Genomic DNA, 21,004 nt, shown 5'->3' with positions numbered 1-21,004 from the left:
TCACTTCGCAAATTACAGGGCCGCGACCAGCTCGGGCACGGCGGTGAACAGATCGGCCTCCAGGCCGTAGTCAGCCACCGAGAAGATCGGCGCCTCCGGGTCCTTGTTGATCGCCACGATCACCTTGGAGTCTTTCATGCCCGCCAGGTGCTGGATCGCGCCGCTGATGCCGCAGGCGATGTACAGCTGCGGCGCCACGATCTTGCCGGTCTGCCCGACCTGCCAGTCGTTGGGCGCGTAGCCCGCGTCCACCGCCGCGCGGCTGGCGCCCAGAGCGGCGCCCAGCTTGTCGGCCAGCGGCGTCATCACTTCATTGAACTTCTCGGCCGAGCCCAGGGCCCGTCCGCCGGAGACGATGATCTTGGCGGCGGTCAGCTCGGGGCGGTCGTTCTTGGCGATCTCGCTGCCCTCGAAGTGGCTCTTGCCGCTGTCGGCCACGCCGCTCAGGGTTTCCACCGCGGCCGTGCCGCCGCTGGCGGCCGCCGGGTCGAAGCCGGTGGTGCGCACCGTGATGACCTTCGTGGCGTCCTGGCTCTGCACGGTGGCGATGGCGTTGCCGGCATAGATCGGGCGCTCGAAGGTGTCGGGGCTGTCGACCTTGATGATGTCGCTGATCTGGGCCACGTCCAGTTTGGCGGCCACGCGCGGGGCGACGTTCTTGCCGCCGGCGGTGGCCGGGAACAGGATGTGGCTGTAGCCGGAGGCGACGGCCAGCACCTGGGCGGCCACGTTCTCGGCCAGGCCGTGGGCAAAGGGCTCGCCGTCGGCATGGAGGACCTTGGAGACGCCGGCGATCTGCGCGGCAGCCTTGGCGGCCTCGGCGGCATTGTGGCCGGCCACCAGCACGTGCACGTCGCCGCCGCAGGCCGCCGCGGCGGTCACGGTGTTGAGCGTGGCGCCCTTGATGGAGGCGTTGTCGTGTTCTGCAATAACCAGGGCTGCCATTTAGATCACCTTCGCTTCATTCTTGAGTTTGCTCACCAACGTGGCCACGTCGGGCACCTTGATGCCGGCGCTGCGCTTCGGGGGCTCGCTGACCTTGAGGGTCTTGATGCGCGGGGCCACGTCCACGCCGAGGTCTTCGGGCTTGACGATGTCCATCTGCTTCTTCTTGGCCTTCATGATGTTGGGCAAGGTCACGTAGCGCGGCTCGTTCAGGCGCAGGTCGGTGGTGATGACGGCCGGCAGGCTGATGGAGAGGGTTTCGAGGCCGCCGTCCACTTCGCGCGTGACCTTGGCCTTGCCGCCGTCGACTTCGACCTTGGAGGCGAAGGTGGCCTGGGGCAGGTCGGCCAGCGCGGCGAGCATCTGGCCGGTCTGGTTGCAGTCGTCGTCGATGGCCTGCTTGCCCAGGATCACGAGCTGGGGCTGTTCCTTGTCGACCAGGGCCTTGAGCAGCTTGGCCACGGCCAGCGGCTGCAGTTCTTCGGTGGTTTCGACCAGGATGGCGCGGTCGGCGCCGATGGCCATGGCGGTGCGCAGCGTTTCCTGGCACTGGCTCACCCCGCAGGAAACAGCGATCACTTCGGTGACCACGCCTTTCTCCTTCAGGCGCACGGCCTCTTCGACGGCAATCTCGTCAAAGGGGTTCATGCTCATCTTCACGTTCGCGATGTCCACACCCGTGTTGTCCGACTTCACCCGGACTTTCACGTTGTAGTCCACCACGCGTTTGACTGGTACCAGGACCTTCATTGCTGCGGCTCCATAGAGTTGTTGAATTGACGTTGACGTAAACCTGTTGATTCTATGCGGCACCGCATCAATCCCCGGCTCCCTTGATCTTGCCGGGTGAATCAAAAATAGAACGATCGTTCTTTTTTATTATAGAAGCGATTGCACCGCAAATGGCACGCGGCCGTCCATCTTTGTCGGATCGACGACAGTTCACCGACCACGTGGTCGGTTAATCCGGGTAAGCCATGACGCCGGCCGCCATGCAACGCTCTTATAGTGCACAGCAGCAAATAACCGGAGAAACCCATGCTCAAAAAGCTGCTGATCGTCTCAGCCCTTGGCTTGTCCACCATGACGTTCGCCGTCCACGCGCAGATCAAGGTGGGCGTGACCATCTCCACCACCGGGCCGGCGGCCTCGCTGGGCATCCCGGAAAAGAACGCGTTCGCGATCATGCCGCGCGAGATCGCCGGCAAGAAGGTCGAGTACATCGTGCTGGACGACGCCTCCGACCCGGTGGCCGCCGTCAAGAACGCGCGCAAGTTCGTGTCCGAGGACAAGGTGGACATCCTGCTGGGCTCCTCGATCACGCCCAACAGTCTGGCCATGATCGACGTCGCGGCCGAATCCGAGACGCCGATGATCGCCATCGCCTCCTCGCTGCGCATCGTCGATCCGGTGGACGCCAAGCGCTACTGGGTGTTCAAGACGCCGCAGAACGACGCCCACATGATGACCGCCATGTCGGCCCACATGGCCGACAACGGCATCAAGACGGTCGGCCTGATCGGCTTCAACGATGCCTACGGCGAAGGCGTGATGAGCGAGTTCGGCAAGCTCACCGGCGCGCGCAAGCTCAACGTGGTGGCCACCGAGCGCTACGCCCGCACCGACACCTCCGTCACCGGCCAGGTGCTCAAGCTGATGGCGGCCAACCCCGACGCCATCATGATCGCCGCCTCGGGCACGCCCGCGGCCCTGCCCGCCAAGACGCTCAAGGAGCGCGGCTACAAGGGCAAGATCTATTTCACCGACGGCGTGATCAACGACGACTTCCTGCGCGTGGGCGGCAAGGACCTCGAAGGCGCCTTCCTGCCGGCCGGCCCGTTCGTGGTGGCCAAGCAGCTGCCCGACAGCAACCCGATCAAGAAGGTCTCGCTGGACTTCATCAAGCTGCACGACGCCAAGTACCCGCCCGGCACGGCCAACTCGTTCTCGGCCCATGCCTGGAACACCTACCTGATGCTGCAGCATGCCGTGCCCGTGGCGCTGAAGACGGCGCAGCCCGGCACCAAGGAGTTCCGCAAGGCGCTGCGCGACGCCATCGAGAACACCCGCGACCTGGTCACCACGCATGGCGTCATGAACATGAGCAAGACCGACCACATGGGCTTCGACCAGCGCGCCCGCGTCATGGTGAAGATCGAGAACGGCCAGTGGAAGCTCGTTCAGTAAGTGCCTGAGGCCTTGTCATCGAGGCGCTGCGCGAAAGGCAGCGCCTTTTTCTTGTCTGGAATCCGATGGACGCATCAATCGCCCTGATCCTGGCTCAGGACGGCATCACGACCGGCGCGGTCTACGCGCTGCTGGCCGTCGGCCTGGTGCTGGTCTTTGCCGTCACCCGCGTGATCTTCATTCCGCAAGGCGAGCTGGTCGCCTACGGCGCGCTCACCATCGCCATGCTGCAGGCCGGCAAGTTCCCGGCCACGGTCTGGCTGCTGCTGGCCATGGGCCTGATGGTGTTCGCGACCGACCTCTGGGCGCGGCTGCGCCCGGGCGCCCTGCCCGCCGCGCCCGGCGCCCTGCGCAACTCGGTGCTGGCCAACCTGGCCTGGCCTGCCCTCGCGTATGCCGTGGCGAAGGCCACGCCGCTGGAGACGCTGGCGCTGCCCCTGCAGGTGCTGCTGACGCTGGCCATCGTCGCCCCGCTGGGCCCCATGCTGTACCGGCTGGCCTATGAGCCGCTGGCGCATGCCAGCGTGCTGGTGCTGCTGATCGTCTCGGTGGCAGCGCACTTCGTGCTGCTGGGCTTCGGGCTGGTGATGTTCGGCGCCGAGGGCGCGCGCTCGCAGCCGTTCTCCGAGCTGCGCTTCGACCTCGGGCCGCTGAACCTCACGGGCCAGGGCCTGTCGGTGATCTTCTCGTCGGTCCTCATCATGGCGGCGCTGTCGCTGTTCTTCAGCCTTACAGTGGCCGGCAAGGCGCTGCGCGCCACGGCGGTCAACCGCCTGGGCGCGCGCCTGATGGGGATCGAGGTCGCGCGCTCGGGCCGGCTCGCCTTCCTGCTGGCCGGACTGATCGGCGCCTTCTCGGGCGTGCTGATCGGCCCGGTCACCACGGTGTACTACGACTCGGGGTTCCTGATCGGCCTGAAAGGCTTCGTCGGCGCCATCATCGGCGGCCTCGCCAGCTATCCGGTGGCCGCCGGCGGCGCCCTGCTGGTGGGCCTGATGGAGGCCTATGCCTCGTTCTCGGCCAGCGCCTACAAGGAAGTGCTGGTGTTCACGCTGATCGTTCCGGTGCTGGTCTGGCGCTCGTTCACCAGCCACACCCTGCTGGACGACGAGGAATCATGATGGCGGCCCCCCTGCTCTCCCGCCTGAGGACCGGCCAGGCCGGCATGGCGCTCTGGCTGCTCGCGATGGCCGCCATGGCCTTCCTGCCGGTGCCCGAATTCTGGATCACGCTGGCCAACTACATTGGCCTGTACAGCCTGGTCGCGCTCGGCCTCGTGCTGCTCACCGGCATCGCCGGCATGACCTCGTTCGGCCAGGCCGCCTTCGTCGGCATCGGCGCCTATGCCAGCGCCGTGCTCACCACGGCCTACGGCGCCTCGCCCTGGATCGGCCTGCTGGCCGCCCTGGCACTGACCGTGCTCGCCGCGGCGGCGCTGGGCGCCATCACCATGCGGCTGTCGGGCCACTACCTCCCGCTGGGCACCATCGCCTGGGGCCTGAGCCTGTTCTACCTGTTCGGCAACCTGGAGCTGCTGAAGAAGTTCGACGGCATCACCGGCATCCCGGCCATCAGCCTGTTCGGGTTCGACCTGCACGCCGGCCGCCACATCTACCTCTTGATCTGGGCCATCGTGGCGCTGTCGGTGGTGGCCGTGCTGCACCTGCTCGACTCGCGCACCGGCCGCACCATCCGCGCGCTCAAGGGCGGCGTGGTGATGGCCGAATCCTGCGGCGTGAACACCGCGCGCACCAAGCTGCTGGCCTTCGTGCTGGCGGCGGCGCTGGCCGGCCTCTCGGGCTGGCTCTACGCACACCTGCAGCGCGCCGTCAACCCGACGCCGTTCGGGCTCAACGCCGGCATCGGCTACCTGTTCATGGCCGTAGTGGGCGGCGCGGGCCATGTCTGGGGCGCGCTGGCGGGCGCGGCGCTGATGACGCTGCTGGGCGACTGGCTGCAGGGCCTGCTGCCCCAGTTGCTCGGGCAGAGCGGCAACTTCGAGGTCATCGTCTCCGGCATGATCCTGATCCTGCTGCTGCAGCGCGCGCCCGGCGGCCTCTGGCCGGTGCTGGTCCGCCTCGCCCAGCGGGGCCTGGGCCGCTCGGGCAACGGCGCCGACGGCCGGCCGCCGCTGGGCCTGCGCTTCCCCGGGGCGGCGCAGCCGCTGGCCCGGCGCTCGCAGCCGGCCACCGGCAGCCCGGTGCTGGACGTGCGGCAGGCGCGCAAGGCCTTTGGCGGCCTGGTGGCGGTCAACGACGTGAGCTTCGCGCTGAACGCCGGCGAAATCGTCGGCCTGATCGGGCCCAACGGCGCGGGCAAGAGCACCCTGTTCAACCTCATCAGCGGGGTGCTGCCGCTGACCGCGGGCGAAGTGCATTTCATGGGCGAGCGCGTGGACGGCCAGCCCTCCCGCAAGCTCGCGGCGGCGGGCATGGCGCGTACCTTCCAGCATGTGCGCCTGCTGCCTGCGATGAGCGTGATCGAGAACGTGGCGATCGGCGCCCACCTGCGCGGCCACAAAGGCTGGCTGGCCGGCGTGCTGCGCCTCAACCGCACGGAAGAGGCCAGCCTGTTCGCGGAAGCCCGCACGCAGCTGGACCGCGTCGGCCTGGGCGAGGCGGCCACGCGCGAGGCCGGCAGCCTGGCGCTGGGCCAGCAGCGCATTCTCGAAATCGCGCGGGCCCTGGCCTGCGACCCGGTGCTGCTGCTGCTCGACGAGCCGGCCGCCGGCCTGCGGCACCAGGAAAAGCTGGCGCTGGCCGCCGTGCTGCGCCAGCTGCGCAGCGAGGGCGTGAGCATCCTGCTGGTGGAGCACGACATGGACTTCGTGATGGGCCTGGTGGACCGGCTGGTGGTGATGGATTTCGGCACCCGCATCGCCGAGGGCGAGCCCGAGGCGATCCGCTACAACCCGGCCGTGATCGAAGCCTACCTGGGAGGTGTGGAATGACCGAACCCGCCACCGCCGCGGCCGCGCACCTGCTGCAGGTCAGCGACCTGTCGGTCGACTACGGCAAGGTGCGCGCGCTCACGGGCGCCTCGCTCCACGTGCAGGCCGGCAGCATCGTGACCGTGATCGGCCCCAATGGCGCCGGCAAGTCCACCCTGCTCAATGCCGTCATGGGCGTGCTGCCCGTGGCCGCCGGCGCGGTGCAGTTCGCCGGCCGGCCCGAGCGCGGCACCATCGAGGCCCGCGTCGCCCACGGCATGAGCCTGGTGCCCGAGAAGCGCGAGCTGTTCGCCACCATGACGGTGGAAGACAACCTGCTGCTCGGCGCCTACGTGCGGCTGGACAACCTGGGCCGCGGCGCGGAAGACACGCAGGCCCAGGTCTATCGCCTGTTCCCGCGCCTGGCCGAGCGGCGCCGGCAGCTGGCCGGCACCCTGTCGGGCGGCGAGCGCCAGATGCTGGCGATCGGCCGCGCCCTGATGGGCCGGCCCAAGCTGCTGATGCTGGACGAGCCCAGCCTGGGCCTGGCGCCGCTGGTGGTGAAGGAAATCTTCCACATCATCTCCGGCCTGCGCGAAAGCGGCGTTGGCATCCTGCTGGTGGAGCAGAACGCGCGCGCCGCGCTGCAGGTGGCCGACTACGGCTATGTGCTGGAAACCGGCCGCGTCACGCTCGAAGGACCGGCCGCAGAGCTGATGCACGACAAGCGCGTGGCCAGCACCTACCTGGGCTTGGGCAAGGGCTGATCCGCGGGCCCATCGGCCGGCGGGGCGGCCGCCGCCACCGGCTCGACCCGCACCGGCTGCTGCATGCGCAGCACGCGCTGCGGATACGGCACGTCGATGCCTTCGCGCTGGAACTGGGCCCAGGTCTGGCGGAAGACAGCGCCCTTGAGCGAGGCCTGGCCGTTCTCCGGATCGGCGATCCAGAACATCAGCGTCAGTTCGATGCCGTCTGCCGCGAAGGCGCTGATCACGGCCGTCGGCCCCGGCGCCTTGAGCACGCGCGGCTGGGCCTGCGCCGCCTCCATCAGGATCGCCAGCGCCCGGTCCACGTCGCTTTCGTAGCCGCAGCTCACCACCATCGAGACCAGCAGGTTGCTGTTGGCCAGCGACAGGTTCTCCACGCGGTTGGAGGTGAGCGTCTCGTTCGGCACGATGGCCTCGCGCCCGTTGGAGGCCTGCACCAGCGTGTAGCGCGTGCGGATCGCGGTGACCTGGCCCTCGAAGTTGTCCACGCGCACGTTGTCGCCCACCTTCACGCTGCGCTCCAGCAGGATCACGAAGCCACTGACGTAGTTGGCCGCCAGCTTCTGCAGGCCCAGGCCCAGGCCCACGCCCAGCGCGCCGCCGAAGACCGAGAGCACCGTCAGGTCGATGCCGGCCACCGACAGCGCGAGCAGCACGCCCACCACCAGCAGCACGCTGCGCAGCAGCTTGCTCAGCACCAGCCGCAGGTTCATCTCGATGAACTGCGACTTCATCAGCCGCGCTTCCAGCGCCGACGACAGCCACAGCGCCACCAGCAGGGTGACGAGCACGCCGATGCCGCCTTCGAGCAGGGACTGCAGGCTGGTGCGGTGCTTGCCGATCGGCAGGTAGATCGAATCGAGGTAGGTGGTGATGATGCCGAGCCAGTCGGAGATGATCAGCACGGCCACCAGCCAGCCGCCCCAGCGCAGCACCCGCGACATCCAGCGCGCCGTGGGCGACTGCGGGAACATGCCGGTCAGCAGCCGGGCGATGAAGCGCGAGAACAGCCAGGCCAGCAGCACCGCGAGCGAGAGCTTGAGCAGCGGCACCTTCTCCGTCAGCGCGAGCACCGACTGCCCGAAGAACACGCCCAGGCTCATCACCATGGGGATCACCAGGTCGAACTTGCGGCGCGGGGTGCCGGGGTAGCTGCGCATGATGCCCCGCTGGATCGCGATGCCGGCCACCAGGCTCAGCACCAGCACCAGGGCCTCCAGCCACAGCCCGTTGGCGCGGGCATCGCTGACCAGCTCGGTCAGCAGGCTCGGCATGATCATGAATGCTCCCCCGTTCCGCCCTGGGGCGGGCGCCAGGACGGCGCGCGCTTTTCCACGAAGGCGCTCACGCCTTCCTGGGCGCAGGCGTCCATCATGTTGACCGCCATGGCCTGCCCGGCCAGTTGGTAGGCCGCCTCGATGCCCATCTCGCGCTGCTTGTAGAACAGCTCCTTGCCCATGGCGATGGCCACGCGCGGCTTCTGCAGGATGCTCTGCACCAGGCGCTCGACCTCCGCGTCCAGCTGGTCGGGCGCCGTGACCTGGTTCACCAGCCCGCGCTGCAGGGCCTGCTCTGCGTTGATGAAATCGCCGGTCAGCAGCATTTCCATGGCCTGCTTGGATCCGATGTTGCGCAGCAGCGGCACGCTGGGCGTGGCGCAGAACAGGCCGAAATTGACGCCGCTGACCGCGAACGACGCCTCGCTGGAGGCCACGGCGAGGTCGCACTGGGCCACCAGCTGGCAGCCCGCCGCCGTGGCCATGCCCTGCACCCGCGCGATCACGGGCACCGGCAGCTTCTGGATCGACAGCATCATGCGGCTGCACTGCGCGAACAGCGCGCGGTAGTAGGCCTCGTCGGGCCGGGCGATCATTTCCTTGAGGTTGTGGCCCGGGCAGAACGCCTTGCCGGCCGCGGCCAGCACCACCACGCGCGCATCGCCGTCGCGCGCCACGGCGTCCAGCGCCTGCTGCAGGGCGGCCAGCATCTCTTCGCCCAGCGCATTGAAGTTCTGCGGCCGGTTCATCGTGAGATGCACCACGCCGCGCGGGTCGCGGCTGTGCAGGACCGGGGCGGTCGGGGTGTCGGGGATGTTGCTCATGGGGTGAACCTTCGCGGTCGCGGGTGTCGTCACAGATCGGCCAGCACGCGGATATGCGCTTCCACGCTGCGGGCCAGCGCATCGAGGTGGTAACCGCCTTCGAGGCAGGACACGATGCGGCCGCCGGCATGGCGGCGCGCCACTTCCTGGATGCGCATCGTGATCCAGGCGTAGTCCTGCTCGGTCAGGCCCAATTGGCCGAGATCGTCGTCGCGGTGGGCATCGAAGCCGGCGCTGACGAAGATCATCTCGGGCCGGAAGGCGTGCAGGCGCGGGAGCCAGTGGGCCTCGATCAGCTCCCGGATCTCCATGCCGCGGGTGTAGGCCGGCACCGGCAGGTTGAGCATGTTGCGCGCCGGATGGTCCGTGCCGCCGTAGGGATAGAACGGGTGCTGGAAAAAGCCGACCATCAGCGCGCGCTCGTCGCCGCTCAGGATGTCCTCGGTGCCGTTGCCGTGGTGCACGTCGAAATCCACCACCGCCACCCGGCGCAGGCCGTGGCGCTCGAGCGCGTACTTGGCGGCGATCGCCACATTGTTGAAGAAGCAAAAGCCCATGGCGCGGTCATGGGTGGCATGGTGGCCCGGCGGGCGCACCGAGCAGAAGGCGTTTTCCAGCTCGCCCGCCAGGATGGCGTCGGTGGCGGCCAGCGCGGCGCCGGCCGCCCTCAACGCCGCGTTCCAGGTATGGGGGTTCATCGCGGTGTCGGGGTCGATCTGCGCATAGGGCGGGCCGCCGGCCTCGATCTCCTCGGCCAGCCGGCTGCTCAGGCCGCGCAGGGCCGCCACGTGCATGCGGTCGTGCGCGAGCTCGATGTCGGCCTCGCCGGCCAGGGGCGCCTCGCGCCGGTCCAGCGCATCGCCCACGCCGGCGGCCAGCAGCCGGTCCTCGATCGCATCGAGCCGTGCGGGGCACTCGGGGTGCCCCTCGCCCATTTCATGTTTCCAGCAGTCGCGGTGGGTGAAGTAGCCTGTTTTACCCATGTTCGGAGTCGGTCAAGAATCTCATTTCTTCCGATTTACGGTATGGTCTGGCGATGGATACAAAAATTGACGCCACTCACAAAATCAAGAATCTGCTTGATCAGCTTAACACGGTGATCGTCGGCAAATCGGCCCAGGTGCAGGACTGCGTGGCCTGCCTGCTGGCCGGCGGCCACCTGCTGATCGAGGACGTGCCCGGCGTCGGCAAGACCACCCTGGCGCATGCGCTGGCGCGCGCCTTCGGCCTGCACTTCTCGCGCGTGCAGTTCACCGCCGACCTGATGCCCAGCGACCTGTCGGGCGTCTCGATCTACGAGCGCGGCAAGGAGGCCTTCGTGTTCCACCCGGGCCCGGTGTTCGCCCAGGTGCTGCTGGCCGACGAGATCAACCGCGCCAGCCCCAAGACCCAGAGTGCGCTGCTCGAAGCCATGGAGGAGAAGCAGGTGACGGTCGAGGGCGAGACCCGCGCCCTGCCCTCGCCGTTCTTCGTGATCGCCACCCAGAACCCGCATGACCAGCTCGGCACCTTCGCGCTGCCCGAGAGCCAGCTCGACCGCTTCCTGATGCGCATCTCGCTGGGCTACCCGGACCGCGCGGCCGAGCGCGAGCTGCTGAACGGCAACGACCGGCGCGACATGGTGCAGGCGCTGCACGGCGTGCTGACGCCGGCCGAGCTGCACGTGCTGCAGCAGCAGGTGCTGCAGGTCCACGCGGCCGAGCCGCTGCTCAACTACGTGCAGGACCTGATCGCCGCCACGCGCTCGGGCCGCTGGTTCCTGCAGGGCCTGTCGCCGCGCGCCGGCATCGCCGTGGTGCGCGCCGCCAAGGCCCAGGCCCTGCTCAGCGGGCGCGACTACGTGGCGCCCGACGACGTGCAGGCCATCCTGCCGCAGACCGTGGCGCACCGGCTGGTGCCGGTCAGCGACGCCGGCCGCGGCCCGGTGGAGCAGGTGCGGGCCTTGATCGAGGCGGTACCTCTACCTTGAACGCCCCCCGAAGCGCCTTCGGCGCCTCCCCCCCCGGGGGGCGCCACCAGCGGCCCGGCGTAGCCGGTTCCGCGGTGGCCGCTGGCTGGAATCCCTTGAATCTCGTGCGCGCGCGCTTTCGCCAGTGGTGGCAGTCGCGCCTGCCGCTGGCCGACACCACCACGCTGACCCAGCGCAACGTCTACATCCTGCCGACGCGGCCCGGCTTCATGCTGGGCGCCACGCTGCTGGTGCTGCTGGTCGCCTCCATCAACTACCAGCTCAACCTCGGCTACCTGCTGACCTTCCTGCTGGCCGGCAGCGCCATCGTGGGCATGCACGTGTGCCACGCCACGCTGCGCGGCCTCACGATGCACCTGAGCCCGCCCGATACCCAGTTCATGGGTGCCAGCGCCACGCTGGGCATCACGCTCGTGAACGAGCGCCGCTCGCCGCGGCATGGCATCGGCCTGAGCGTGCTGGAATCGGACCACTGGGCCTGGACCGACGTGCCAGCCCAGGGCAGCGCCAGCGTGCAGGTGGCCTTCACGCCGGCCAGCCGCGGCCTGCACCGCGTGCCACCGCTGACCGCCGAGACGCGCTTTCCGCTCGGCACCTTCCGCGTCTGGACGGTCTGGCGGCCGGCGGCGCAGGTGCTGGTCTATCCCGCGCCCGAGGCCTTCGCGCCACCGCTGCCGCCCGGCGAGCCGCGCTCGGGCGGCGCCGCGGCGGCGCGGGTGCAATCCACCGGTGAATTCGACGGCGTGCGCGCCTACCGGCGCGGCGACCCGCTCAAGCTGGTGGTCTGGAAGAAGGCCGCCAAGGCCGACGAACTGGTGAGCCGCGACAGCCAGCAGGCGCAGCGCCACGAGCTGTGGCTCGACCTCGCGCAGGCCGGCTCCCTGGGCACCGAGCACCGGCTGTCCCGGCTGTGCGCCTGGGTGCTGCAGGCCGACCGGCTGGGAGTGGACTACGGCCTGCGCCTGCCCGGCCTCGAACTGAAGCCGGCGTCGGGCGAAGCCCACAAGCGGCGCTGCCTGGAGGCGCTGGCGCTATGCTGACCCCGGCCGACCGGCAAGCCGCTTCTTTTGCTATCAATTCAATAGCAATGAATGACCACCCGACAAGGACCTTTGGCCGATTTTGCTTGAAATTTGGCTCCCAACCCCGGCACGGAGGCCGCCCCGCATGCTGAGCCGCCTGTCCGCCCTCCCGCGCGACGCGCGCGACACCCTGTTCCTGCTGCTGGTGATCGCCTGGGTCGTGCTGCCGCAGGTCGGCAACCTGCCGCTGTGGTGCAGCCTGCTGGCCGCCGGCGTGCTGCTGTGGCGCGGCTGGCTCGCCGTCACGGCGCGTCCGCTGCCCGGCAAGTGGTGGCTGCTCGGCCTGCTGGCCGCCACGCTGGCCGCCACGCTGGCCACGCACCGCACGCTGCTCGGGCGCGATGCCGGCGTCACGCTGATCGTGGTGCTGCTGGCGCTCAAGACGCTGGAGCTGCGCGCGCGGCGCGATGCCTTCGTGATCTTCTTCCTGGGCTTCTTCACGATGCTCACCAACTTCTTCTTCTCGCAGTCGCTGCTGACCGCCGCCGCCATGCTGGTCGCGCTGCTGGGCCTGCTGACGGCGCTGGTCAACGCCCACATGCCGGTGGGCAAGCCGCCGCTCCTGCAGGCGGCCCGCACCGCCGGCTGGATGGCGCTGCTGGGCGCGCCCATCATGGCCGTGCTGTTCATGCTGTTCCCGCGGCTGGCGCCGCTGTGGGGCATCCCGAGCGACGCCATGAGCGGGCGCAGCGGGCTGTCGGCCAGCATGCAGGTGGGCAACATCGCGAGCCTGGCGCTGGACGAGAGCATCGCCATGCGCATCCGCTTCGAGGACGGCCGGATCCCGCCGCAGCAGGACCTGTACTTCCGCGGGCCCGTGCTGTCGGCGTTCGACGGGCGCGAGTGGCGCCCGCTGGCCTCGCGCTTCTCGCAGCGCAACGGCGTGCCGGCCGCGCTGGAGGTGGTGGGCGCGCCCTACCGCTACGAGGTGACGCTCGAACCCAACAACCGCCCCTGGATCTTTGTGATGGAGGCCGCCGAGCAGCGCCCCGAGCTGCCCGGCGCCGAGCTGGCCATGACGCCCGACCTGCAGTGGCTGAGCAACCGGCCGGTCACCGACCTCACGCGCTACAAGGCCGTCAGCTACGCCGACTTCCGCCACGGCCCGCAGCGCTTCGCGGCCGGGCTGGCCGAGTACCAGCTGCTGCCCGACGGCTTCAACCCGCGCACCCGGGCGCTGGCCGCCGAGCTACGCAACCAGCAGCCGCGCGCCGACAGCGCCGCGCTGGTGGCGGCCGTGCTGGACCGGCTGCGCAGCGGCGGCTACACCTACACGCTGGACCCCGGCGTCTATGGCGCGAACACGGCCGACGAGTTCTGGTTCGACCGCAAGGAGGGCTTTTGCGAGCACATCGCCTCGGCCTTCGTGGTGCTGATGCGCGCGCTGGACATCCCGGCGCGCGTGGTCACCGGCTACCAGGGCGGCGAGCGCAACAGCGTGGACGACTACTGGATCGTGCGCCAGAGCGATGCCCATGCCTGGGCTGAAGTCTGGATGGCGGGGCGCGGCTGGGTGCGCGTGGACCCGACGGCGGCCGTGGCGCCGTCCCGCATCGGCGCGCTGCAGCGGCTGCAGGCGCCGCGCGGCGTGTTCGCCAGCGCCATCGGCACCGTGAGCCCGGGCCTGGCCGAGACCCTGCGCGCCGCCTGGGAGGCCGTCAACAACGGCTGGAACCAGTGGGTGCTCAACTACACCCAGAGCAAGCAGCTCGACCTGCTCAAGAACCTCGGCTTCGAGTCGCCGAGCTGGGAAGACCTGAGCTACGTGCTGATCGGCCTGGTGGTGCTGGTCAGCCTGGGCGGCGCCGCCTGGACGCTGTGGGAGCGCAGCCAGCACGACCCCTGGCTGCGCCTACTGGGCCGGGCGCGCCGGCGCCTGCACGAGGCAGGCCTGGAGATGGCGCCCGCCAGCCCGCCGCGCCAGATCGCCGCCCTCGCGCGCCGGCGCTTCGGCGCGGGCGCCGACGCGCTGGCCGACTGGCTGCTGCGGCTGGAAGCCCAGCGCTACGCCCGGGACCCGCGCGGCAACCTCGCCGCCCTGCGGCGCGAATTCAATCAACTGGCCTGGCCCAAGCCATGACATCCAAGAAACTCCTCCGGGTTGCTACCGTTTTGATAGCATCCTGCGTCCTCTGCACGGGGACCCTCGCCGCCAAAGGTGCCAAAAAGACTCCGGTCTCGGCGCGCCAGCCCGCCGCCGGCCCCGCCTATGCCACGCGCGAGGACGTGATGCGCGAGGCCGACGACATCGCGCAGCGCCGCGACCTCGACCGCGACTGGGTGCGCCAGGCCGTCGGCCAGGCGCGCTACCTGCCGGCGGCGGCGCGCCTGATGCAGCCGCCGCCCGCGGGCACGCCCAAGAACTGGCGCGTCTACCGCAGCCGCTTCGTCGAACCGATCCGCATCGCGGCCGGCGTGCGCTTCTGGCAAGCCCATGCCGGCACGCTGGCGCGGGCCGAGCAAGAGTACGGCGTGCCGGCCGAGATCATCGTCGGCATCATCGGCGTGGAGACCATCTACGGCCAGCAGATGGGCAACTTCCGCGTGATGGACGCGCTCACCACGCTGGCCTTCGACTTCCCCACCTCGCACCCGCGCGCGCGCGAACGCGCCGCGTTCTTCAAGGGCGAGCTGGAGCAATTCCTGAGCCAGGAAAGCCGCATCGGCGGCGACCCGATGGCGCCGCTGGGCAGCTACGCCGGCGCCATGGGCATGCCGCAGTTCATGCCGTCGAGCTGGGTCAAGTACGCGGTCGACAACGACGGCGACGGCCGGATCGACCTCGTCAACAGCCCGTCCGACGTGATCGGCTCGGTGGCCAACTACTTCAAGGCCTTCGGCTGGCAGCCCGGCATGCCGACCCACTACCCGGTGCGCTTCGATGCCGAGCGCCTGGACAAGGAGACGCTGCTGCTGCCCGACATCCTGCCCACCTTCAGCGTCGCCAGCTTCATGGCCAAGGGCGCCGTGCTGGAAGGCGAAGCGCTGCAGCACCCGGGCCCGCTGGCGCTGATCGAGCTGCAGAACGGCGGCGACGAACCGAGCTACGTGGCCGGCACCGAGAACTTCTACGTGATCACGCGCTACAACTGGAGCAGCTACTACGCGATGGCCGTGATCGAGCTGGGGCAGGCGGTCAAGTCGGCGCTGCCGCGTTGACCGCCATGGACCACCGGCATCTCGACGTCTACCTCCTGCGCTGCCTGCAGGCGCTGGTGAGCGAGGCCCATGTCACGCGCGCGGCCGAGCGCATGGGCATCGGGCAGCCCGCCATGAGCGCCACCCTGGCGCGGCTGCGCGTGCTGTTTGCCGACCCGCTGCTGGTGCGCACCCAGAAGGGCATGGTGGCCACGCCCCGTGCGCAGGAGGTGGCCGACCAGGTCCAGCACGCGCTGGAGCTGATCGACCAGGCGCTGACGGAGGGCGCGCCGTTCGACCCGGCCCGGGCGCGCGCGCACTTCCGCATCGCCGCCAGCGAATCGGTGGGCTTCCTGCTGATGCCGGCGCTGATCGCCCGCCTGCGCGCCTGCGCCCCGGCCGTGCAGGTGAGCGTGCATCCCCCCGAGCTGCCGCGCGTGCGCCAGGAGCTGGAGGAAGGCGAGGCCGATCTGGTGGTAGCGTTCCTGCGCAATGCGCCGCAGGGCCTGCGCTCCACCTCGCTGATGCAGCAGAAGCTCTGCGTGATCGCGGCGCAGGACCACCCCGACATCCGCGGCACCCTGTCCCTGGCGCAGTACGTCGGCTCGCCCCACGCCATGTATGCGCTGGGCCGCACCGGGGGCTCGACCATCGAGACCCTGGTCGACGAAACCCTGTCGCGCGCCGGCATGGTCCGCGCCATCGGCGCGCGGCTGCCGTCGACCCTGTCGTCGCCGGCCGTCGTGGCCGGGTCCGACCTGCTGGCCACGATTCCCGAACGCATTGCGCGGCACTTCGCGCAGCAGCTCGCGCTGCAGGTGCTGGCGCCGCCGCTGCCGCTGGACGACGTACACACCTCGATGTTCTGGCACGAACGCATGCAGAACAACCCGGCCCACCGCTGGCTGCGCCAGCAGTTCAAGCAGGTTGCCGCGCCGCTGGCCGCGCCTTAAGCCTCCGGCCGCAGCTGCCGCACCAGGAACTGCGCAATATCGGCCAGTTGTGCCCCCTCGGGATCGGTGTGCCGGCCCGGGTAGAGACGCAGCTCCTTGCGCTCACTGCCGATCTGCGCGTACAGGTCGGCCTGGCCCGCCGGGGTGAACACCTCGTCATCGGTCTTCTGCTGGAACAGCACCGGGCAGCCGATCCTGCGCCCATCGGTCACCAGGCGCTCGCTGCCGGCGCGGCAGGTGCCCCACATCCCCAGCACCGCGGCGCGGATGCGCGCATCGGCGGCCACCACGGGAATGCCGTAGGCCGTGCCCATCGAGATGCCGTACCAGCCCAGCGCGGAAGCATCGACCTCGGGCAGGCGGCACAGCACGTCGGTGACCGCGCGCCAGTCGTCCACCATGGCGTCGATGCTCGTACCCGCGGCCCACAGCTCGCGGAAGGCCTGCCGCACCACCGGCCCGTCCGCGAAGCTGGCGCGGCGCGCGCCATGCACCGGCCCGTCGATGGCCGCCACCACGAAGCCGTGGTCGCCGGCCAGCAGCGCCGCGATGTCCAGCACCAGCTGCGAGGCCTTGTGGCCGCTGCCGCCATGGCCCACCAGCACCAGCGGGGCCGGCCCGGCGGCCTGGCGCGCCGACCAGAGCCGCGCGGGCACGCGGCGGCCCGCCACGTCGAGCGTGAACTCGCGGATGCGCAGCCGCGGATCTTGCACGGCAAGCTCGACCAGGTCGATGGGCAGTTTCTCGTCTTGTTTCGTTTCCATGCCGGGATTCTGCGGCCCGGCGGCATGCATGCAGCGCCATGCGCACATGCGCCGCCGGTGATGGGCAGCGCCGCATGCCGTTCGCATAATCCGCTCGCTTTGACAGACCACAACATTCCACGCTGGAGACCCTGCCCATGACCTTTCGCCTGCCCTCTCCCCTGCTCGGCCTGCTGCTCGCGGCGCTGAGCCTCGCTGCCACGGCCCAGCCCGACAAATACCCCAGCAAGCCCGTGCGCATCGTCGTGGGCTTCCCGCCGGGCAGCGCCACCGATGTCGCCGCGCGCCGTGTGGCCCTGAAACTGACGGCCGATCTCGGCCAGTCCTTCGTGGTGGAGAACCGTCCGGGCGCCAGCGGCAACATCGCGGGGGAAACGGTGGCCAAGGCCGCGGCCGACGGCTACACGCTGTATGCCGGCACCACCAGCGAGATGGCCATCAACAAGCCCGGGGGCATGAAGATGCGCTTCGACCCGGCCCGGGACTTCCTGCCGGTCGGGCTGCTGTTCACGACCAACCCGGTGCTGATCGCCAGCAACGCTTCCAGGCTCACCAGCCTGCCCGGGCTGGTCGAGGCCGCCAAGGCCCGGCCGGGCCAGGTGAACTGGGCCTCGGTCAATGCCTTCCAGCAGGTGGTGATGGCCTCGTTCCAGAAAGCCGCGGCCGTGGACCTCAACATCGTCTACTACAAGGGCACGGCCCTGGCCATGAACGACGTGCTGGGCGGGCAGATCGACGGCATGGTGGGCTACCCCGCCGAAACCGTTGCGCACATCAACAGCGGCAAGGCCCGCGCGCTGGCGATCGCGGGCACGCGCCGCAACCCCTTTCTGCCGCAGACGCCCACGCTGATCGAGCTCGGCTACCCCGGGCTCGACCTGGTCGTCTGGGGCGGCATCTTCGCGCCGGCCGGCACGCCCACCGCCATCGTCGAACAGTTGAACCAGGCCATCGTCTCCGCCAGCAACCAGCCCGACGTGAAGGACGCGCTGGCGCGCACGGGCTCGGAGGTGCGCCTGTACTCGGTACCCGAGTTCAGCAGCTTCGTCACGGCCGAAATCACCAAGTGGGACCGCCTCGTCAAGGCAGCCGGTGTCCGGCTGGGCGAGTAAGCCCTGTTCACCCCCTCATCACGAAAGGAAAGCAACCCATGACAACCACCAAGAACTACGAGATGGAAATCCGGACCGTGTCCCCGCAGCAGATGGAGCAGCGCGTGGCCCGCTTCAAGTCGCTCAAGTACCCGCCCGACCGCTACCCCGACAGCCTGCTGCCCGGCCACGAGCGGCGCAACTACCTGGTCGTCGGCCAGGGGCTGATCGTCGACGGCGGCAAGGACCCGATGTCGGCCATCCCGATCGAGGAAGGCTTTCAGATGTCGTATGTCGAGGCCAAGCCCGGCAATGGCCCGAAGCTGCACAACCACGACACCAACGAAACCTTTGTCGCGCTCAAGGGCCGCTGGCGCGTGATCTGGGGGCTGAACCAGGAGCACTCGGTCGACCTTGACCCGCTGGACGTGTGCGCCATGCCGCCCTTCGTGCCGCGCCGCTTCATCAACCTCGAGCCGGGCGCCGGCAGCGAGTTCGGCCTGCTGCTGGCGGTGCAGCCCGGCAACGTCGCCAAATGCGAGTTCATGTGAAGCGCCCGGGGTGAGCGCGCCACCGGCCCGACGCCTCAGGCCGTCGCCGGAATCAGGAAATCGCGGCTGATGCGCGCGCCCAGCTCGTTCACGCGGTCGAGGAACTGCGTGAGGAAGGCATGCAGGCCCGTGGCGAGGATTTCCTCGATGTGGCCGTACTGCAGGTCGGCGCGCAGCTTGCCGGCGCGCCGCTGGGTTTCGGACGACTGGTCGTTGGCCACCATCGCGAGGTTGCTCACCACTTCGTTGAGGCTGGCGTGCAGCGAGCGCGGCATGTCGGCGCGCAGGATCAGCAGGTCGGCCACGCGCTCGGGCTTGATCACGTCGCGGTAGACCTTGCGGTAGATCTCGAAGCCGCTCACGCTGCGCAGGATCGCGCTCCAGTGGTAGAAGTCGTACTCCTGGTCCTGCTCGGTGGCGGCGCCGAAGAAATCGCTCTGCACCGCGTGGAACTTCACGTCCACCAGGCGCGCGGTGTTGTCGGCGCGCTCCAAAAAGGTGCCCAGGCGCATGAAGTGCAGCGCCTCGTCCATCAGCATGGTGCCTACGGTGACACCGCGCGAGAGGTGCGAGCGGAACTTGACCCACTCGAAGAACTGGCCCGGATCGCGCTCGAATTCACCCGAGCGCAGCATGCGGTTGACTTCGAGCCAAGTCTGGTTCTGCGTCTCCCACACCTCGGTGGTCAGCGTGCCGCGCACGGCGCGCGCATTCTCGCGCGCGGCGCGCAGGCAGGAGATGATGGACGAGGGGTTGTCCTCGTCCTTGACCATGAACTCCATCACCTTGTCGGACGCGACTTCGCCATACAGCGCGCCATAGGACGGCAGCAGCTCGCTGATCGACAGCAGGCCCTGCCAGCCCACCTGCGCCACGGCGGCGGACTGCGGCAGCAGCGAGGTCTGGTAGTTCACGTCCAGCATGCGTGCGGTGTTTTCTGCCCGCTCGGTGTAGCGGGACATCCAGAACAGGTGGTCGGCAGTGCGGCTCAGCATGGTTTAGCTCCTGGGTGCCGATGATGCGGATTGCGATTGCGATTGGAATTGCGAGGGAGACGGGTGCGGCGCCACGCGCGGCCCCTCCTCCAGGATCCAGGTGTCCTTGGTGCCGCCGCCCTGCGACGAGTTCACCACCAGCGAGCCCTCCTTGAGCGCCACGCGCGTGAGGCCGCCGGGCACCATCTGCACCTCCTTGCCGCTGAGCACGAAGGGGCGCAGGTCGATGTGGCGCGGCGCGATGCCGCTGTCCACGAAGGTCGGGCAGCTCGAGAGGCTCAAGGTGGGCTGCGCGATGTAGCCGCCCGGGTTGGCCAGCAGCGCCCGGCGGAAGTCCTCGATCTCGGCCGTGGTGGCTGCCGGGCCCACCAGCATGCCGTAGCCGCCTGCGCCGTGCACCTCCTTGACCACCAGGTCCTTGAGGTGGGCCAGCGTGTACTGCAGGTCTTCCGAATTGCGGCACTGGTAGGTGGGCACGTTGTTGAGGATGGGCTTCTCGCCGAGGTAGAACTCGATCATCTTGGGCACGTAGGGATAGATCGACTTGTCGTCGGCCACGCCGGTGCCCACCGCATTGCAGATGCTCACGTTGCCGGCGCGGTACACCCCGAGCAGGCCCGCGCAGCCCAGCGTCGAGGTGGGGCGGAACACCAGCGGGTCGAGGAAGTCGTCGTCCACCCGGCGGTAGATCACGTCCACGCGCTTGGGGCCGCGCGTGGTGCGCATGTAGACGAAGTTGTCCTTGACGAACAGGTCCTGGCCCTCGACCAGCTCCACACCCATCTGCTGCGCCAGGAAGGCGTGCTCGAAGTAGGCGCTGTTGTACATGCCGGGCGTGAGCACCACCACGGTGGGCTCGGCCGTGGTCGCCGGGCAGGAGGCGCGCAGGGTTTCCAGCAGCAGATCGGGGTAGTGCGCCACGGGCGCCACGCGATGCTGGCTGAACAGGTCGGGAAACAGCCGCATCATCATCTTGCGGTCTTCCAGCATGTAGCTCACGCCGCTGGGCACGCGCAGGTTGTCTTCCAGCACGTAGTACTCGCCCTCGCCCCGGGCATTGGGCGCGCGCACGATGTCGATGCCCGAGATGTGCGAGTAGATCTCGCCCGGCACGTTGACGCCCATCATCTCGGGGCGGAACTGCGCGTTCTGCAGGATCTGGTCGGACGGGATCACGCCCGCCTTGATGATCTCCTGCTCGTGGTAGACGTCGTGGATGAAGCGGTTGAGCGCGGTCACGCGCTGCACCAGGCCCCGTTCCATGCTGGCCCATTCGTGGGCCGGAATGATGCGCGGAATCAGGTCGAAGGGGATCAGCCGCTCGGTACCGGCGCCGTCCTCGTCCTTGGCGCCATAGACCGCGAAGGTGATGCCGACACGCCGGAAGATCAGCTCCGCCTCTTCGCGCCGGGCCCGCATGGTGTCGCCCGGCTGGCGCGCCAGCCACTGGCCGTAGCCCCGGTAATGCTCGCGCACGCTGCCGCTGTCATAGGGCAGCTTCGCATACATCTCGTCGAATTTCTGCATAA

19 protein-coding genes are annotated in these 21,004 nt (G+C 69.2%); 11 read left to right on the top strand and 8 right to left on the bottom strand.

What is annotated here, in order from left to right:
* Nucleotides 1–12: 12 nt before the first annotated feature.
* Both MMF98_RS05765 and MMF98_RS05760 read right to left on the bottom strand, forming a co-directional pair.
* Nucleotides 13–945 (bottom strand): electron transfer flavoprotein subunit alpha/FixB family protein, encoded by a 933-nt coding sequence (locus tag MMF98_RS05765; protein ID WP_243305208.1) that lies wholly within the window; start codon nucleotides 943–945, stop codon nucleotides 13–15.
* The gene (locus MMF98_RS05760) at nucleotides 946–1,695 is read right to left on the bottom strand and encodes an electron transfer flavoprotein subunit beta/FixA family protein (protein ID WP_243305207.1); all 750 of its coding nucleotides are present in this window, start codon (nucleotides 1,693–1,695) and stop codon (nucleotides 946–948) included. It lies immediately after the preceding gene.
* Between the two features lie 333 nt (nucleotides 1,696–2,028).
* On the opposite strand from MMF98_RS05760, the gene MMF98_RS05755 reads away from it, so the two are divergent.
* The 4 genes from MMF98_RS05755 to MMF98_RS05740 all read left to right on the top strand — a co-directional run bounded on the left by MMF98_RS05755 (nucleotide 2,029) and on the right by MMF98_RS05740 (nucleotide 6,828).
* Nucleotides 2,029–3,132, top strand: a complete 1,104-nt coding sequence (locus MMF98_RS05755) for an ABC transporter substrate-binding protein (RefSeq protein WP_243307321.1) — start codon at nucleotides 2,029–2,031, stop codon at nucleotides 3,130–3,132.
* Nucleotides 3,133–3,197: 65 nt separating this feature from the next.
* The gene (locus MMF98_RS05750; RefSeq protein ID WP_243305206.1) at nucleotides 3,198–4,253 is read left to right on the top strand and encodes a branched-chain amino acid ABC transporter permease; all 1,056 of its coding nucleotides are present in this window, start codon (nucleotides 3,198–3,200) and stop codon (nucleotides 4,251–4,253) included.
* Nucleotides 4,250–6,082 (top strand): branched-chain amino acid ABC transporter ATP-binding protein/permease, encoded by a 1,833-nt coding sequence (locus tag MMF98_RS05745; RefSeq protein WP_423837570.1) that lies wholly within the window; start codon nucleotides 4,250–4,252, stop codon nucleotides 6,080–6,082. The genes MMF98_RS05750 and MMF98_RS05745 overlap by 4 nt, the downstream gene beginning before the upstream one ends.
* Nucleotides 6,079–6,828: an ABC transporter ATP-binding protein gene (locus MMF98_RS05740; RefSeq protein WP_243305204.1), complete on the top strand. Its 750-nt coding sequence runs from the start codon at nucleotides 6,079–6,081 to the stop codon at nucleotides 6,826–6,828. The genes MMF98_RS05745 and MMF98_RS05740 overlap by 4 nt, the downstream gene beginning before the upstream one ends.
* Here the strand turns inward: MMF98_RS05740 and MMF98_RS05735 are convergent.
* Genes MMF98_RS05735 through MMF98_RS05725 form a run of 3 tightly spaced genes read right to left on the bottom strand, consistent with a single transcriptional unit; the run spans nucleotide 6,804 to nucleotide 9,915 of the window.
* Entirely contained in the window at nucleotides 6,804–8,111 is a 1,308-nt protein-coding gene (locus MMF98_RS05735) for a mechanosensitive ion channel family protein (RefSeq protein ID WP_243305203.1), read from the bottom strand. The two genes, MMF98_RS05740 and MMF98_RS05735, sit on opposite strands and share 25 nt — an antisense overlap.
* On the bottom strand, nucleotides 8,108–8,932 hold the full coding sequence (locus MMF98_RS05730) for an enoyl-CoA hydratase (RefSeq protein ID WP_243305201.1): 825 nt from the start codon (nucleotides 8,930–8,932) through the stop codon (nucleotides 8,108–8,110). The genes MMF98_RS05735 and MMF98_RS05730 overlap by 4 nt, the downstream gene beginning before the upstream one ends.
* Nucleotides 8,933–8,961: 29 nt before the next feature.
* Entirely contained in the window at nucleotides 8,962–9,915 is a 954-nt protein-coding gene (locus tag MMF98_RS05725; protein ID WP_243305199.1) for a histone deacetylase family protein, read from the bottom strand.
* 65 nt (nucleotides 9,916–9,980) lie between these two features.
* Between MMF98_RS05725 and MMF98_RS05720 the strand changes: the two genes are divergently transcribed.
* The 5 genes from MMF98_RS05720 to MMF98_RS05700 all read left to right on the top strand — a co-directional run bounded on the left by MMF98_RS05720 (nucleotide 9,981) and on the right by MMF98_RS05700 (nucleotide 16,074).
* Nucleotides 9,981–10,901 (top strand): AAA family ATPase, encoded by a 921-nt coding sequence (locus MMF98_RS05720; protein WP_243307317.1) that lies wholly within the window; start codon nucleotides 9,981–9,983, stop codon nucleotides 10,899–10,901.
* A 74-nt stretch (nucleotides 10,902–10,975) separates the two neighbouring features.
* Nucleotides 10,976–11,941: a DUF58 domain-containing protein gene (locus MMF98_RS05715; protein WP_243307315.1), complete on the top strand. Its 966-nt coding sequence runs from the start codon at nucleotides 10,976–10,978 to the stop codon at nucleotides 11,939–11,941.
* A 127-nt stretch (nucleotides 11,942–12,068) separates the two neighbouring features.
* Nucleotides 12,069–14,063 carry a transglutaminase TgpA family protein gene (locus tag MMF98_RS05710; protein ID WP_243305196.1) on the top strand — a complete coding sequence of 665 codons (1,995 nt, stop codon included), beginning with the start codon at nucleotides 12,069–12,071 and terminating at the stop codon, nucleotides 14,061–14,063.
* The gene (mltB, locus tag MMF98_RS05705) at nucleotides 14,060–15,142 is read left to right on the top strand and encodes a lytic murein transglycosylase B (RefSeq protein ID WP_243305194.1); all 1,083 of its coding nucleotides are present in this window, start codon (nucleotides 14,060–14,062) and stop codon (nucleotides 15,140–15,142) included. Before MMF98_RS05710 ends, mltB begins: the two co-directional genes overlap by 4 nt.
* Before the next feature lie 5 nt (nucleotides 15,143–15,147).
* Nucleotides 15,148–16,074 carry a LysR family transcriptional regulator gene (locus MMF98_RS05700; protein ID WP_243305192.1) on the top strand — a complete coding sequence of 309 codons (927 nt, stop codon included), beginning with the start codon at nucleotides 15,148–15,150 and terminating at the stop codon, nucleotides 16,072–16,074.
* On the opposite strand, the gene MMF98_RS05695 is transcribed toward MMF98_RS05700, so the two are convergent.
* Nucleotides 16,071–16,838, bottom strand: a complete 768-nt coding sequence (locus tag MMF98_RS05695; RefSeq protein WP_243305190.1) for an alpha/beta hydrolase — start codon at nucleotides 16,836–16,838, stop codon at nucleotides 16,071–16,073. The genes MMF98_RS05700 and MMF98_RS05695 overlap by 4 nt on opposite strands.
* Nucleotides 16,839–16,975: 137 nt before the next feature.
* Here MMF98_RS05695 and MMF98_RS05690 point away from each other — a divergent pair, with 137 nt between their 5' ends.
* On the top strand, nucleotides 16,976–17,950 hold the full coding sequence (locus MMF98_RS05690) for a Bug family tripartite tricarboxylate transporter substrate binding protein (RefSeq protein WP_243305189.1): 975 nt from the start codon (nucleotides 16,976–16,978) through the stop codon (nucleotides 17,948–17,950).
* Between the two features lie 38 nt (nucleotides 17,951–17,988).
* Nucleotides 17,989–18,480 carry a cupin domain-containing protein gene (locus MMF98_RS05685; RefSeq protein ID WP_243305187.1) on the top strand — a complete coding sequence of 164 codons (492 nt, stop codon included), beginning with the start codon at nucleotides 17,989–17,991 and terminating at the stop codon, nucleotides 18,478–18,480.
* Nucleotides 18,481–18,515: 35 nt separating this feature from the next.
* Here the strand turns inward: MMF98_RS05685 and MMF98_RS05680 are convergent, their stop codons facing one another.
* Both MMF98_RS05680 and MMF98_RS05675 read right to left on the bottom strand, forming a co-directional pair.
* On the bottom strand, nucleotides 18,516–19,475 hold the full coding sequence (locus MMF98_RS05680) for an alpha-E domain-containing protein (RefSeq protein WP_243305186.1): 960 nt from the start codon (nucleotides 19,473–19,475) through the stop codon (nucleotides 18,516–18,518).
* Nucleotides 19,476–19,478: 3 nt separating this feature from the next.
* Entirely contained in the window at nucleotides 19,479–21,002 is a 1,524-nt protein-coding gene (locus MMF98_RS05675) for a circularly permuted type 2 ATP-grasp protein (RefSeq protein ID WP_243305183.1), read from the bottom strand.
* Nucleotides 21,003–21,004 lie beyond the last annotated feature (2 nt).

The sequence above is a fragment of the Variovorax terrae genome, assembly GCF_022809125.1.
GTDB classification, from domain to species: domain Bacteria; phylum Pseudomonadota; class Gammaproteobacteria; order Burkholderiales; family Burkholderiaceae_C; genus Variovorax_A; species Variovorax_A terrae.
This window is presented reverse-complemented; position numbering and strand designations above follow the sequence as displayed.